The organism is Flavobacterium sp., assembly GCF_039930565.1.
GTDB lineage: Bacteria > Bacteroidota > Bacteroidia > Flavobacteriales > Flavobacteriaceae > Flavobacterium.
Map to the genome: position 1 here is coordinate 1 of NZ_JBDTTP010000051.1, position 14,915 is coordinate 14,915.

15 protein-coding genes and 1 tRNA gene are annotated in these 14,915 nt (G+C 36.1%); 10 read left to right on the plus strand and 6 right to left on the minus strand.

The features are described from left to right. Window positions 1–247: 247 nt before the first annotated feature. Window positions 248–907, plus strand: coding sequence for an HAD family phosphatase (locus tag ABI657_RS12945; protein WP_348097687.1), 660 nt, complete (start codon window positions 248–250; stop codon window positions 905–907). A 139-nt stretch (window positions 908–1,046) separates the two neighbouring features. Here the strand turns inward: ABI657_RS12945 and ABI657_RS12950 are convergent, their stop codons facing one another. The 4 genes from ABI657_RS12950 to ABI657_RS12965 all read right to left on the minus strand — a co-directional run bounded on the left by ABI657_RS12950 (window position 1,047) and on the right by ABI657_RS12965 (window position 4,634). After that, entirely contained in the window at window positions 1,047–1,355 is a 309-nt protein-coding gene (locus ABI657_RS12950) for a hypothetical protein (RefSeq protein WP_348097688.1), read from the minus strand. A gap of 497 nt (window positions 1,356–1,852) precedes the next feature. Beyond that, complete coding sequence (locus tag ABI657_RS12955; RefSeq protein ID WP_348097689.1) at window positions 1,853–2,389, minus strand: VOC family protein; 537 nt, start codon at window positions 2,387–2,389, stop codon at window positions 1,853–1,855. A 282-nt stretch (window positions 2,390–2,671) separates the two neighbouring features. Continuing rightward, window positions 2,672–3,922: an alpha/beta hydrolase gene (locus tag ABI657_RS12960; RefSeq protein WP_348097690.1), complete on the minus strand. Its 1,251-nt coding sequence runs from the start codon at window positions 3,920–3,922 to the stop codon at window positions 2,672–2,674. A 106-nt stretch (window positions 3,923–4,028) separates the two neighbouring features. Beyond that, the gene (locus tag ABI657_RS12965) at window positions 4,029–4,634 is read right to left on the minus strand and encodes a TetR/AcrR family transcriptional regulator (protein WP_348097691.1); all 606 of its coding nucleotides are present in this window, start codon (window positions 4,632–4,634) and stop codon (window positions 4,029–4,031) included. 248 nt (window positions 4,635–4,882) lie between these two features. Here ABI657_RS12965 and ABI657_RS12970 point away from each other — a divergent pair, with 248 nt between their 5' ends. Together ABI657_RS12970 and ABI657_RS12975 are read left to right on the plus strand one after the other, a co-directional pair. After that, the gene (locus ABI657_RS12970) at window positions 4,883–5,149 is read left to right on the plus strand and encodes a zinc ribbon domain-containing protein (RefSeq protein WP_348097692.1); all 267 of its coding nucleotides are present in this window, start codon (window positions 4,883–4,885) and stop codon (window positions 5,147–5,149) included. Between the two features lie 69 nt (window positions 5,150–5,218). Then, window positions 5,219–5,500, plus strand: coding sequence for a hypothetical protein (locus ABI657_RS12975; protein ID WP_348097693.1), 282 nt, complete (start codon window positions 5,219–5,221; stop codon window positions 5,498–5,500). Window positions 5,501–5,697: 197 nt separating this feature from the next. Here the strand turns inward: ABI657_RS12975 and ABI657_RS12980 are convergent. Continuing rightward, window positions 5,698–5,779 (minus strand) — tRNA-Leu (locus tag ABI657_RS12980). A gap of 155 nt (window positions 5,780–5,934) precedes the next feature. Here ABI657_RS12980 and ABI657_RS12985 point away from each other — a divergent pair. The 4 genes from ABI657_RS12985 to ABI657_RS13000 all read left to right on the plus strand — a co-directional run bounded on the left by ABI657_RS12985 (window position 5,935) and on the right by ABI657_RS13000 (window position 9,642). Beyond that, window positions 5,935–7,323, plus strand: a complete 1,389-nt coding sequence (locus ABI657_RS12985; protein WP_348097694.1) for a dipeptidase — start codon at window positions 5,935–5,937, stop codon at window positions 7,321–7,323. Window positions 7,324–7,586: 263 nt separating this feature from the next. Next, window positions 7,587–8,012: a hypothetical protein gene (locus tag ABI657_RS12990; protein WP_348097695.1), complete on the plus strand. Its 426-nt coding sequence runs from the start codon at window positions 7,587–7,589 to the stop codon at window positions 8,010–8,012. 38 nt (window positions 8,013–8,050) lie between these two features. Next, a complete protein-coding gene (locus ABI657_RS12995) occupies window positions 8,051–8,422 on the plus strand; it encodes a BlaI/MecI/CopY family transcriptional regulator (protein ID WP_348097696.1) in 372 nt (123 codons plus the stop codon). Then, window positions 8,419–9,642, plus strand: a complete 1,224-nt coding sequence (locus ABI657_RS13000; protein WP_348097697.1) for a M56 family metallopeptidase — start codon at window positions 8,419–8,421, stop codon at window positions 9,640–9,642. The genes ABI657_RS12995 and ABI657_RS13000 overlap by 4 nt, the downstream gene beginning before the upstream one ends. Window positions 9,643–9,798: 156 nt before the next feature. Here ABI657_RS13000 and ABI657_RS13005 read toward each other — a convergent pair whose 3' ends face one another. Then, the gene (locus tag ABI657_RS13005) at window positions 9,799–11,163 is read right to left on the minus strand and encodes a saccharopine dehydrogenase C-terminal domain-containing protein (protein WP_348097698.1); all 1,365 of its coding nucleotides are present in this window, start codon (window positions 11,161–11,163) and stop codon (window positions 9,799–9,801) included. A 182-nt stretch (window positions 11,164–11,345) separates the two neighbouring features. On the opposite strand from ABI657_RS13005, the gene ABI657_RS13010 reads away from it, so the two are divergent. The 3 genes from ABI657_RS13010 (at window position 11,346) to ABI657_RS13020 (ending at window position 14,855) form a co-directional block, all read left to right on the plus strand. Further along, window positions 11,346–11,732, plus strand: coding sequence for a DUF423 domain-containing protein (locus ABI657_RS13010; protein ID WP_348097699.1), 387 nt, complete (start codon window positions 11,346–11,348; stop codon window positions 11,730–11,732). Between the two features lie 189 nt (window positions 11,733–11,921). After that, window positions 11,922–13,526, plus strand: coding sequence for a phosphoenolpyruvate carboxykinase (ATP) (pckA, locus tag ABI657_RS13015; protein WP_348097700.1), 1,605 nt, complete (start codon window positions 11,922–11,924; stop codon window positions 13,524–13,526). 228 nt (window positions 13,527–13,754) lie between these two features. After that, complete coding sequence (locus ABI657_RS13020) at window positions 13,755–14,855, plus strand: DUF4407 domain-containing protein (RefSeq protein WP_348097701.1); 1,101 nt, start codon at window positions 13,755–13,757, stop codon at window positions 14,853–14,855. Window positions 14,856–14,915: the final 60 nt, after the last annotated feature.

The following is a 14,915-nucleotide window of genomic DNA, read 5'->3' on the forward strand; positions in this document are numbered from 1 at the left end:
GTCACGCATGGGGTCGCGGGTTCGAGTCCCGTCCAGACCGCAATATTGGGAGAAGTCTTTCTTAACGGAAAGGCTTTTTTGTTTTTATGATTTACCTTAATTTTTCTTTGGATATATTTCATATAAATAAAAACTTGCTACTTGCAGTATTCAAAAAAATCTTAGCGAATCTCAGTGAAAAACCTTTGTTGATCTCTGTAGAATAACCCTTTATTACCTTATCTTGCGTCCGTTAAAAACAAATATAATGAAACAGCAATGTGTTATTTTTGATATGGATGGCGTGATTTGTCACACCAATCCACATCATGCAAAAGCTTTTGAGGCATTTTTCGATAAATATCAAATTCCCCATTCAGAACAAGAGTTTGAAGAGCATATGTACGGAAAACATAACGGATATATCATGACGCACTTCTTTAAGCGTCCCATTATCGGAGAAGAGCTTACAAAACTTGAAGATGAAAAAGAAGGAATGTTTCGTGAGGTTTATAAAAATAAAGTTGAAACAATTCCGCATTATTTGAAGTTTTTAGCGGAACTGAAATCCGGAAACTTTAAAACGGCTGTTGCCACTTCTGCTCCGAGAGCCAATCTGGATCTGATTATAAAATCATTACAAATTGAGGACAAAATGGATTCTATGATGTCAAGCGAAGACGTCAATGCCCATAAACCAAATCCGGAAGTTTATTTAGAATCTGCCAAACGTGTAGGCGTTGCTCCATCGGATTGTATTGTTTTCGAAGATTCATTTTCGGGAGTTACAGCGGGGTTAAATGCTGGAATGAAAGTAGTTGGTGTTTTAAGTACGCACACAAAAGAACAATTGCCTCCGTGTGATTTTTATATTAATGATTATAGTGAGGTGAATGTGGATAAGATTTTAGAGTTGTTGAACAATTAAATCACGTTTTACACAACGTTTTTCATTCCGAGGAACAAATTTTGGTGTTACTTTTGACTTCTCCGAAAACCGAAAAATAGAAATCCTTTAAACGTTTGCATTACACGTTTAAAGGATTTCTATTGATTAGCTTTTAGATCTATTCCGTAAATTTTAAAAACTCTCGTGGAACTTCTAAAAATTCCTGATAACACCAGCTATTTGGACAATCATCATTTAATTGTGAATGTTCCGCTATTCTTACTCTTATCGTTTCTTTACCTTTATCAGTTCCTTTATAGACTTCTCCTAACTTAAAAACCCGCTCCCGTGTGCCAACAAAACCTCCAACTGTAACGGTAGCTGAATATTGAGTAACAAATTTAAATTCTCCTTTAACATCATTGTCGTCAGAACTACAGCAAACTATTCCCAAAGCCAGGATAAAAAAACAAATCATTTTTTTCATAATTCTTTTTTTTAATTAGATGTCAAAATTTCAAATTGGTTGCGCTGGTTATATGGCTTTTTAAAAAAATATTGAAATCTTTAATTGTAGCATATAAATTAAGTATTTAAAATTATCAGTTTCAGTATCTGTTTTATCATGTTTAAGACTGGTTTTATTAATATCGGTTACGTAGTTCATGGATGACGGAAATGTTTACTAACTGTAGTATATTCTTCATACGATGTACATTGCAATACCCGGAGACATTGGAGACCATCAAGATGTACTTCTTTTATGGATATGCTTCGGGAGTAGTTAACATAAGAAGGTAACCCGAAGCACCCGCACAAATCGCCTCAAAGATGTAAGTATCGTCAAAAAAACGGTCTGGATGAAGATCTGGATAGATGATTTCATATCCTCAGGAACAAAAATATCCTTTCTTATTTTAGTGCTTGTAATATTTTCCGAGAAAAAAATTACTCAGTAGGCTTGCGCTCATACTGTCACTCGCTTCAGTATTTGAAATTTTTTTTCTGTTCCTTCATAGCCTCATCCAAGGATTTTTGAATGTACGCTATCCCGTCAGCAGCTTCCTGAGTAGCGGCCATTTTTAGACTTTCAGGATCCGTAAAATCAACCTCAGCAACGCGCTGGTTTATCCACCAAAGATTTCCAAATGGATCAAGGATTCTGCATACTCTCTCCCCAAACCACAACTCTGTAATGTCTGTTACTGCCTTAGCACCGACTCCTATAGCATTTTTAAAAGTCTGCTCTACATCTTTCACATATAGATTTAAAAAACTAGGTGTAGGAGCCCATCCGTCCCTTGAGTCGAATAGCATAATGAACGCTTCTCCGATTTTAACTACGGCGTGGATGATAATCCCATCCTCATTTGTAATTCTGCTATTAGGAACTTCCTCCGCTTCAAATACAATTTTTAAAAATTCGATTAAATCTGCTGAAGACGGAGAAATTATCCATGGTGTTACAGCTGTATAACCATTTGGGATAATTTTGATTTTGTGATCATTGTTGTTTTTCATACTGTTCTAATTAATAGATTATTAGGTAAAATTAGTCTTCTCTGTGACAACTGTATGTCAGCAGTAATAAAAATATATGTATTAATGTCATCTCCCGCTATCTGATCGAATCCGGCCACTGGCTTTTAACATTTGGCTACTTAGTCATAATCCGTAAATATGTATCACGATCCGGAATTTCCTTTAGCAGCCCTTTTCATTATTTCTAGTCTCTTAATGGTTTCCAAATTACTGTAAACAAACGTTCGGCATAGCACACCAGTCCATCTTTTTTCCGGCTGCTTAGTGTTTCAAAAAATCAACGATCAATCCGGTAAGCTGTTCAGGTTGTTCCTGTTGCACCCAGTGACCGGCATCTTCAATAATGTGAAAACTTTGCATTTTTGTACAAGCCTTGTGCTGCATCTGCTCTAATGCGCCTACAGGGCGAAATCTTGCCCAATCGGCGATACCTGAAATAAAACAGGAAGGCACATCTATAGTGCGGCCCGAAAAAAGTTCGAGGTCAGCCCTGTTTAAACCGCTTGTGGTACAGCGGTACCAGTTTAATCCGCCCTGGAAACCGGTGCGTTTAAATTCCTGCGTATAGATATCAAGTTCGTTATCCGGTAGCCATTTACACGATGCAATTTCTTTCTGAGATGGCATGTTGGGAGCGACTGACTCCGGCATTGTTTTATCAAGATCTAAAACATAGTAAGAGGGTTGTTTGGCGAATTCTTCCGCCGTGCCAGAGGTAAGTGGAAATGGTTTATTCTGGCTCCAGTCGGCACTCTTTACATGAAAGTATGCCCTCTGAAAATCGTGCAGTCCCTGCTCGCAGTTCAGCAGGTCATTATTGGCGTTGCGTGATGAGAAATAGGTGGTGCTGTCTTTACGGGGCCTTGATAACGCTGCAAGGGGATCTTGTATAGCTGCTTTCGATAGCAGATTCGGTGCAGCTTGTACCCCGGTGCCAAAAGGTAACGGTGGTACACCACCGAAGGGACAGCTTAAAAGGACAACCGACCGGAAAAAATCTGGCCTGACAAGGGCGCAATAGGCTGCTACGATCGCACCCACGTCGTGTCCGATGACAGTGTGAACAGAATCATGCCCCATAGCCATCATTAAACCGAGTGCATCGCGGGAAAGTTCATGCGTCCTGAACGAGGCAAAATTTCCATCATAAGTAGTGTCTGCTCCCGTTGTACGGCCGTAGCCACGCGAATCAGGGGCGATTACATGGTAACCCGCAGCGGCCAATGGCAGCATTACTTTCCGCCAGCTGTAGGCAAGTTCCGGAAATCCGTGCAGTAGCAGTATAGCAGGGCGTTTTGGTGTCTCAAATCCTGCCTCCAGTACATGCACTGTAAGGCCATTTACTCCGGTAACATACTGTTCGCGTATGCCTTCCGGTAGTTCCATGTCGTTTAATTCTTCTTTTGTTTCCATAGGGTCTGTTTTTTTTGCTGCTGCTACCTCCAGTGGGTTAATTAAAAGCGCACCCAAAGCTGTAAGTGCTGTAGTTTTTACAAAGTTTCTGCGTTTCATGACTGATTATTATTTAGTTGATTAATATAAAAAAAGACTTTTTAGTCTTATTTTGTTTCTAAAAAAATGGTTTTCATGATAGAATCATTTAAATCATATAGTTTATTTATGCCTGCTTTACCTCAAAAGATTTTAACTCCGATTTAAGCATTTTTATCACTGTTTGCATCGGCTTAACACTGTCGAGTACTCTCGAAATTAAAGTTGCCCCTTCCAGCATTACCAACACTTTTAAGCAATACTCCTCAGGGTTCAGTTCATCTGATAATTCTCCGTTTGCAATACCCTGCTTTAAAATATCAATAAAAAGTGCCATAGATGATTCAATCATTGCCTTTACTTTTTTTTTGACGGTTGGATTTGTGTTATCCGAATCTACACCGAAATTCAAAATAGGGCACCCGCCTTCAATAAAGGGAACCAAAGGGTCTTTACGAAGATCTAAGAACGCAAACAGTTTTTTTACCGCTGTTTTTTCTTGTGATATAACGGAATATGTTTTAGCCGACACTTTACTGAAAATAAAATCTACAGTAGCGACAGAAATCGCCTCTTTGTTTTCAAAATTCCCGTATATGCCTCCTTTGGCCATCTTTGTAGCCGCCAATATATCATCTATCGTCGTTCCGGCTATTCCTTTTGAGTTGAATATTGGCGCCGCTTGTTCAATGATATACTGCTTGGTTCTTTCTGCTTTCCCTTTTACGTTCATATCGCATTCAAATTTAGACCTTAAAGTCTTTTTTACTGATGCAAATAAAGACTAAAAAGTCTTTATTTAAGTGCGAATTACAATAATTAACAAAATTTTAACAATATTGTTCGAATACTATTTACGAAATGGGACAGATTTATCAGAAATGCGGGCGACGCTTACCAAATGATAAGTACTTTACGCAGGCTGGGCGTTGAACCACAGCTGTCGAACAGCCTTTAGACCTTTCCATACCTGAAAACAAAATGATGCTCGCGTTTTACCTCGCTGCTACGGAAGTGGAAAACGACAGAAGAGTATTAAATGTTTTCTATGGAATGTGCAGGACTAAGAAGGTAGGCCGATATATGGGATTGGCGCCATTAGGATATATTTGTGGATGCCACCTACCTCTAAGAGGGTACTTACTTTGTCCTGAGTGTGGAAAATTATTGACAGGAAGTCCCTCAAAAGGCCGTAACCAATATTACCGTTATTATCATTGTGCATCATCATGCGGAGTGAGGTTTTAAGCTGAAGTAGTAAACGAAAATATTGTTGATGAAATTAAAAGATATGTCAGACTCTTACCAGCATTGAGATTGTATAAAGATACAATTTCATCAGTCTTTAAAAGTAGAATGCAAGGACAAAGCTCACGAGTTCTAGAATTAAAAGCACAGTTGGAAGATGCAAATAATCGATTATCCAAAGCGCGTGATTTGCTACTTTCCGGAGATATCGAAGCTGATGACTATCGCACAATAAAAGCTGATATAGATAAAAAAATCCTTAGAAGTGAAGCTGAATTAACCGTTAAGTTAGTCCCAGCTGTCAATGTAGAACCGCTTGTAGAGCTGGCAAGTTCAAATTTCTCACCTTGATGATTTATACGAAAATGGTACTGTTATACAGCAAAGAAAAATAATTGGTTCGATGTTCCCTGAAAAATTGATATATGACGGATTTAACTTTCGAACCATCCGTGTCAATGAAGCTTTGGTTCTTATGATATTGATAAACAAGAAGTTATTTTCAAAAAAAAGGACAAGTCAATCATTTGATGACTTGTCCCAAGAGGTGCGGATAATAGGACTCGAACCTACACGCCTTGCGGCACCAGATCCTAAGTCTGGCATGTCTACCAATTTCACCATATCCGCGTAATTAATTCAATAAACTCTTATTTAAATCGGAGTTCATTGAACTGGTGTTTGTGGGTGCAAAGATAAGCATAACTTCTAATTTTCAAAGCAATTTCTAAAAAAATATTTATTCTCTTTTTTTGTATATTTGAAATTCTACAAAAATATTTTAAATGGAAGATATAAAAGCATACGTTCAACAACATAAAGACCGGTTTATCAATGAATTGATCGAATTATTAAAAATTCCGTCGGTAAGTGCCGACACTGCATACTCTCAAGATGTTATTGACACGGCAGATGCTGTAAAAGTAAGTTTAGAAAAAGCAGGCTGCGATTTAGTTGAAATTTGTGATACTCCAGGTTACCCAATTATCTATGGGGAAAAAATAATCGACCCTAATTTGCCAACGGTTTTAGTGTACGGACATTATGATGTGCAGCCGCCAGATCCAATGGAATTATGGACATCACCACCATTCGAACCCGTTATCAAAACAACAGACATACATCCCGATGGAGCCATTTTTGCCCGTGGTGCCTGTGATGACAAAGGTCAAATGTACATGCACGTAAAAGCATTAGAATATATGGTGCAAAGCAATACGCTTCCCTGCAATGTAAAATTCATGATCGAAGGCGAAGAAGAAGTAGGTTCGGCAAGTTTAGCCTGGTTTGTAGAACGCAATCAGGAAAAACTAAAAAACGATGTGATCTTAATTTCAGATACCGGAATGATTTCGAACCAACAGCCATCAATCACGACAGGTTTAAGAGGTTTGAGTTATGTTGAAGTTGAAGTTACGGGGCCAAATCGCGACTTACATTCAGGGTTGTATGGAGGAGCAGTAGCAAACCCAATAAATGTTCTGGCAAAAATGATTGCTTCGATGCATGATGAAAACAATCATATTACAATTCCGGGATTCTACGATAAGGTGCAGGAATTATCTACTGAAGAAAGAGCCGAAATGGCCAAAGCGCCTTTCAGTTTAGAGAAATATAAAAATGCTCTAAACCTAAACGATGTTTACGGAGAAAAAGGATATGTAACCAATGAACGCAACTCCATCCGTCCAACATTAGACGTAAACGGAATCTGGGGCGGATATCAGGGCGAAGGTGCCAAAACAGTCATTGCTAGCAAAGCTTTTGCTAAAATCTCGATGCGTTTGGTTCCAAACCAGGACTGGCATGAAATCACAGAATTATTTACGAAACATTTCACCAGTATTGCACCGTCAGGAGTTACGGTAAAAGTCACGCCGCATCACGGAGGCCAGGGTTATGTAACGCCAATCGACAGTATCGGTTATCAGGCAGCCAACAAAGCGTACACGGAAACGTTTGGAGTTGCGGCCATTCCGGTTCGTTCCGGAGGAAGTATCCCAATTGTGGCTTTGTTCGAAAAAGAACTGAAAAGTAAAACGATTTTGATGGGCTTCGGGCTGGACAGCGATGCAATCCACTCGCCAAACGAACATTTTGGAATCTTCAATTACTTAAAAGGAATCGAAACTATTCCTTTGTTTTACAAATATTTTGTAGAACTTTCGAAGTAGTTCAACTATCAATATAATTCAAGTCCGTTCAGCAATGAACGGATTTTTTTTTTTGAGTTTTGAAATTGATATTTTCATTGATATTGCTTCGGGCGTTCCCTACGGTCGGGCTTTCGGCTATATCTTTTATTCCGTTATCACTTCATAAAAGGATACCGCCTTTATCCCTAACGCACAATCGATTAACGATAAAATTTGCGGTTTTTCTTGCATATTAAATTTTTATATCTACATTTGTAGAATAACAAACACAAGTGTAGAGAATGAAGAGGTGTATTTTTATCAAAATTTTATTTATTGCGATTTGTATAAGTTTTGCAAGCTGTAAAGTAAACCAACGGAAAAATGGATTAAAAACAGGTAAATGGGTTTATGATGATAAACTATTGGATGTTTCAATGAAATCTAAAGGAAGATATAAAAATGATTTTGAAACAGGAACCTGGAAAGAATATATTGGTAATCGATTAATATCTAAGAAAAAATACAAAGACAGTATTTGCTTTACAAAAGACTATCATAATAATGGAAAAATTAGAGCAATTGGAGTTTCAAAAATGATAGTAGACGGTAATACAATACATTGGTTTCTTTCTGGAGAATGGAAATTCTATGATTCAGAAGGAGTTCTACTCGGGACTAAAATTTACGAAAAAGGTACACCAATACAAGAAACTTACATCGAATAAAGTATTAAAAAACTCAGAATCTTAACAACTAAAGATACATGCAATTATCCAACTCAGAAGAACAATTAATGGAGCATCTTTGGACGCTTGAAAAAGCCTTCATGAAAGATTTGCTCGAAGCGTATCCGGAACCAAAACCGGCAACAACAACCGTTTCAACGCTTTTGAAAAGAATGATCGACAAAAAATTCGTAGCATATAACGAATTCGGGAATTCACGCGAATATTATCCGTTGGTTAAAAAAACAGCTTATTTCTCCAAACATGTAAACGGTTTGATAAGCAGTTTTTTTAATAATTCGGCATCCCAGTTTGCTTCTTTTTTTACTACCGAAACCAATTTATCGGCTTCAGAATTAGAAGAACTTAAGAAAATAATTGACAGTCAAATTCAAAAAAAGAAAAAATGATAAGCTATCTTTTAAAATCCGGCGTGCTGCTTTTGGTTTTTTACGTAGTATATAAACTTCTTTTAGAAAACGAAAAAATGTTTCGTTTCAACCGCGCATATTTATTAGCAAGTTTAATTTTTAGCCTGATCATCCCGCTGCAGATTATTTCATTCGAATCTGGTTTTTCTAACAGAATCGGGATGATTCAGCTCGATGAAATGGTTATTCAAAAAAGCACTGAAAATCTTACTTCCATCTCCCTAGATGATTTTTTAATTGTTTTGGTGACAGTTTCTTACGGCGTTGTGGTTCTATTGTTACTACTTCGATTTGTTTTGAATTTATTTTCGTTTTATAAAAGAATAAAAAGAAATGAAGTTCACTTTATACAAGGAGAAAAAGTGGTTTTAATAGAAGAACCTATTTTGCCGCATTCGTTCTGGAAATCTATTTTTATCAATAAGGATAAATTTGAAAATGGCGAAATTCCATCAGAATTAATTGCACATGAAAAAGCACATTTAGAACAAAAACATACTTTGGACATTCTTTTTGTGGAAGTTTTGCAGATTGTGTTTTGGTTTAACCCGTTGTTTATTTTTTATAAGAAAGCGATTAAACTCAATCACGAATTTCTAGCCGATGAAGCAGTAAATAAGCAATTTGATTCAGTAAGAAGTTATCAGAATCTGTTGCTTGATTTTGCTTCTAATAAAAACACAGTTTCGCTTGCCAGTACAATTAATTATCTAATAACTAAAAAACGTTTATTTATGATGACCAAAAAAGAATCTCCCATTAAAATTGTATTAAAAGTATCTAGTGTAGGTGTAGTTTATGCTTTATTATTGTTTGTTTTCAGCACAAAAACTATGGCTCAAACAGTTAAAAATACAGCTCAGGTTAAGGAAAAAGATATTTATGAAAGTGATGCAATTGACAAACAGCCTGAATTTCCGGGCGGAACATTAGCTTTTTACAAATTTGTTGGTGCTACTTTTAAAATGCCTGCAGAAGCTGAAAAGAATAAAATAGAAGGAAAAGTATACATGCAATTCATCATTGAAAAAGATGGAAGTTTGTCTGATATTACAACAGTAAAAGATGCCGGTTATGGAATAGGCGATGAGGCAATTCGGGTATTAAAATTAAGTCCAAAATGGACTCCTGGTAGTTACAAGGAAAATCCTGTTCGGGTAATGTATAGTTTACCAATTACGATTCAGTCGGCTAAATAAGTTTTTAAAAAAGGTTCAAAGGGGCTAAGTCTCGAAGGTGCAAAGCAAATAAAAGAAATCTTTTGAACCTTTGTCCCTCAAAATAAAAAATCCGCTTCTAAGTCTGGAAGCGGATGATTAAACTAAAAAAATAAAATAAAACTAAAAATTAATCCGCTAAAACAAATCCGGATTGTATCCAAAATAGGGCATATTCTGTTCGTAAAAAACTACACCATAGCTTTCTAATTCTTCTAAAATAGGCAAATACACTTCTTTTTTGATAGGAAGTTGCACACCCGGAGTAGTAATTTTGCCATTCAAAATCAATAATGTTGCAATGGCAACAGGCAGACCAACAGTTTTTGCCATTGCAGTATAAGTCTGATCCTCGCCTATACAGACCATTTTCGAATCAATTTGTCTTTTATCACCATTTAATTCATAACCAAATTTATGGTACATGACAATCATATCTTTGTCATCAGGTTCCAAAGTCCAGCTGTCAGAAAGTATTTTTTCTAAAATTTGTGCCGGGGTTGCATTGGGTAAATTCACTTTTTTGTCCGGGTTAAATAAATCCAGCTCCAAAAGTTTATCCCACATAATATCATCCTGATCGATTTTTAAAATCAAACGCATTTTTATTTCTACAGAATCTGTTGGATGATAGGGTAAAAATGAGTTGGTAAACTGGCGGTAACTCATCTCATCAGAATCTTCCATACTATAGCTGTCGTCTGTCATACCTAATTGTACAAACATATTCCATGCTTTCGAGAAACCTACTCTTCTAATTGTTCCTCTGTATAAGGTCAAAATATCATCCAAACCATAAACAGAGCGATATTTTAAGGAATCCCTATTCGAGTAGGCTTCAAATTTTCCGTAACCTTCAACTTCAAGGAATTCAGTTCTTCTGAATAAAGTGCAATATGGAATATATTTATAAGTACCTTCCTGAATAAACTTAGCGGCTCCGCCCTGTCCGGCCAAAACTACATTTCTGGGTGCCCAGGTAAATTTGTAATTCCATAAGTTATTGTCGGATTCCGGTGCAACCAATCCGCCGCAGAAAGATTCAAATAACAGCATTTTTCCGCCTTTCTCTCTAATTTCATCTATGACTTTCATGGCGCTCATATGGTCGATTCCGGGATCAAGACCAATTTCATTCATAAAAATCAAATTGTTCTTTTTGGCTTCTTCATCAAGTGCCTGCATTGCATCACTTATATAGGAAGCCGTGACAAGATGTTTTTTAAATTCTAAACAATCTTTTGCGATTTCCATATGTAGATAAGCAGGAAGCATCGAAATTACAATGGAGGAATTTTCAATAGCTGCTTTTCTTTCTTCAATTTCAAAAATATTAAGGGCAAGCGGAGTAGCATTTGGGTGGCTTTCTGTTTTTCTTTCGGCCAAAGCCAAAGATAAATCGGCTACAATAATGTGCAGTCTTTCGCTTTCCGATTTTGAAAGCAGATACCGAATCAAAGATGATGCGGATCTTCCGGCTCCAATTATTAGTATACGCCTCATAAATTTAAATATATAACACAAACATAGTAAATTGTTATAAAAATAACAATTAGAATGTTGTTTAATGATAGAATTTCTTAAAAACAAACTAAACAAAGTAAATCACATTTTCGGAAAAGTGTATTTAAAAATGTTTTTTGTTTGATGGATTTAAGAGTATTTTTGTGATATAAAAAGAAATCATGGAAAGAAAAATAATTTTGACCGCTGCTGTTTTTGGAACTTTAGCAATTATTCTAGGAGCCTTTGGTGCCCATGCTTTAAAAGAAATATTGTCATCTGAACAATTAACGAGTTTTGAGACCGGCGTTCGCTACCAAATGTATCATGCTTTCTTTCTGTTTTTTGTTGCCACAAGAAAAGAGTTGTCCTTAAAAGTATTAAATGTTATCTATAATTTAGTATTGGCAGGTGTGATTTTCTTTTCTGGTTCCATTTATTTACTGACTACAAAAAATGTAACCCATATTGACTTTAAAATTATAGGATTCGTAACTCCAATAGGCGGACTCCTATTAATCTTCGCCTGGTTGGTTCTTTTTGCAACTTTTTTTAAGAAAAAATCATAAAATTGATTTAAAAAAATTCTATCTGAAATTTAATAACTAATTTTGTTTCATATATAACAAGTAACTTTATTGGTGTGAATTTTAAATACTATTTGAGTTTAAATTCAAATAATATAACACATTAGTAAATTGGTTTATATTTCAAAAGAGATATTTTAAGGAAACAATATAACTACAACATTAAATTTTATGGAGACGAATACAATTTCCTCGCAATCGATTTCGCTAGATAATTTAGGAATTAAAAATGCTCAGGTTCACTATCAGTTATCTGCGGAGGAATTACATACTATAACAGTTGAGTCAGGGCAGGGAATTGAAAACTCAACCGGGGCATTGGCTATCAATACAGGAGAGTTTACAGGGCGTTCCCCTCAGGATCGTTTTATTGTAAAAGATGCTGTTACAGAAGATAAGGTGTGGTGGGGGAATGTAAATATTCCATTTTCATCAGAAGCTTTTGAAAAACTATACAATAAGGTAACCGAATTTCTGTCTAATAAAGAAGTTTTTGTTCGCGATTCATATGTTTGTGCTGATGCGAATTACAGATTAAATATTCGTGTTATTACTGAAACCGCCTGGTCTAACTTGTTTTGCTATAATATGTTTTTAAGACCGGAAGAAAGTGAATTAGCCAACTTTACGCCTGAATGGACAGTAGTTTGTGCACCAGGTTTTATGGCAGATCCTGGTGTAGACGGAACACGCCAGTCTAATTTTGCGGTTTTGGATTTTACTAAAAAAGTAGTCCTTATTGGAGGGACTGGCTATACAGGAGAAATTAAAAAAGGAATTTTCTCGGCTCTAAATTTCATTTTACCGGTTTTCGAAAATACGTTACCAATGCATTGCAGTGCTAATGTTGGCGAAGCGGGCGATACAGCTATTTTCTTTGGGTTATCAGGAACAGGAAAAACTACTTTATCTGCAGATCCTGCCCGAAAATTAATCGGTGACGACGAACACGGATGGACTGCTGAAAATACGGTTTTCAATTTTGAAGGCGGCTGTTATGCAAAAGTAATTAATTTATCAGAAGAAAATGAGCCGGACATTTTCAGAGCCATCAAAAAAGGAGCTCTTTTAGAAAATGTAGTTTTCAAAGAAGGAACAAATGAAGTAGATTATGAAGATGTTTCAATCACGCAAAATACACGTGTAAGTTATCCAATAACACATATTGATAATATTCAGCCAGGGTCTATTGGTCATAATCCTAAAAATATATTTTTTCTTACGGCAGATTCTTTCGGAATTTTGCCTCCAATCTCAAAACTGACCCCAGGTCAGGCAGCCTACCATTTTATCTCAGGATATACAGCAAAAGTTGCCGGAACAGAAGCCGGAGTTACAGAACCACAACCTAATTTTTCAGCCTGTTTTGGTGCACCATTCATGCCATTGCATCCAACACGTTATGCCGAAATGCTGACGAAAAAAATGAAAGATGCCGATGTAAAAGTTTGGCTGATCAATACCGGATGGACTGGCGGAGCTTACGGAACAGGAACACGTATGAAATTAAAATATACACGTTCCATGATTACCGCAGCATTAAACGGAGAACTGGACAATGTAGAATATAAAAATCATACTGTATTTGGAATTGCAAAACCGCAATCCTGCCCTAATGTTCCAGGTGAAATTTTAAATCCAAGAAATACCTGGGAAGATCCTGCGTTATATGATGTAAAAGCAATTGAACTGGCTAAGAAATTTAAAGCCAATTTTGCCAAATTTGAAGAATTTGCCAATGCCGAAATTTTGGCTGGCGCACCGGTTACAGAATAAGGAAGATTATTTAATTCAAACTAAAAAAAGCTGTTCGTTATGAACAGCTTTTTTGTTTACGGTTAAGAATTATAACGTAAAATTAATACTATATGAAATTCGAATTTAAATAAAATAGTAGTATTTAAATGCTTAATTTAAGCACAACTAAAAACAAATCAACTATTTACATCATAATTAAATTTTTGGCGTTAAATTTGCCGTATCATCAATCAAAAATCATCAATCATGTTAAAACAATTTTTTATTTTATGCTCCGGAGCCGATCGCGATCTGCTCGAAGGCTGTTCAGAAGGCGAACAAACCAAATATGTTGGTATTGGAGCCACCGTTTTTTTTACAGCAGTTATGGCTTTCCTTGCCAGTGCTTATGCGCTTTTTACTGTTTTTGACTCCATTTATCCAGCGTTAATTTTTGGATTTGTATGGAGTTTACTTATCTTCAATCTAGACCGGTTTATTGTTTCGACAATTAAAAAGAGAGATCGCTTTATGGACGAATTTCTCCAGGCTACTCCACGAATCATGTTGGCGATAATTATTGCAATCGTTATTTCGAAACCACTGGAAATTAAAATTTTCGAAAAAGAAATCAATACTGTTTTGCTGAAAGAAAAAAATGAAATGGAACTGGCGAACAAAAAACAAATTGGCACTTATTTCCAATCGGATTTAGATAAAAACAAGGCTGAAATTGCCGTTTTAAAAGCTGATATCTTAAAGAAAGAGAAAGAAGTTAATGCTTTATATTCGACTTATATCACAGAAGCAGAAGGAACCAGCGGAACCAAGAAATTAGGAAAAGGACCAGTTTATAAAGAAAAGCGTGAAAAACATGACGCTTCTTTACACGAATTTGCCACTTTAAAAAAAGCCAATGAAGCCAAAATTGTTGAGAAAGAAAAAGCAGGCAAACAATTACAATCCGATTTAGATAAAAAAGTTTCACAGACACAGCCCATTATAGAAGGTTTTGACGGATTGATGGCACGAATTAATGCGTTGAATAAATTGCCATGGCTACCATCGTTCTTTATTATGCTGTTGTTTTTGGCAATCGAAACGTCTCCTATTATTGCCAAATTATTGGCTCCAAAAGGCGAATTCGATTTTAAGCAGGAAGAATCTGAAACTGCAATGAAAGCTACTTTGACTCAAAATAAATACAAACGGGAATTGCTGATTAAAACGAGTGCAGAAATGCATGACAAAGTTTATGCAGATATTTCCGAAGATAAAAGGCTGTATGATCTTCAGCGTAAAAATGCAACCCAATTATTAGAATTGCAATCGCATAATTTTGTCGAAAAACAAAAGGCAACTTTATAAGCTTTAAAATTTACAAATAAAAAAACCCTATTTTACTTTTGTAAAATAGGGTTTTTTATT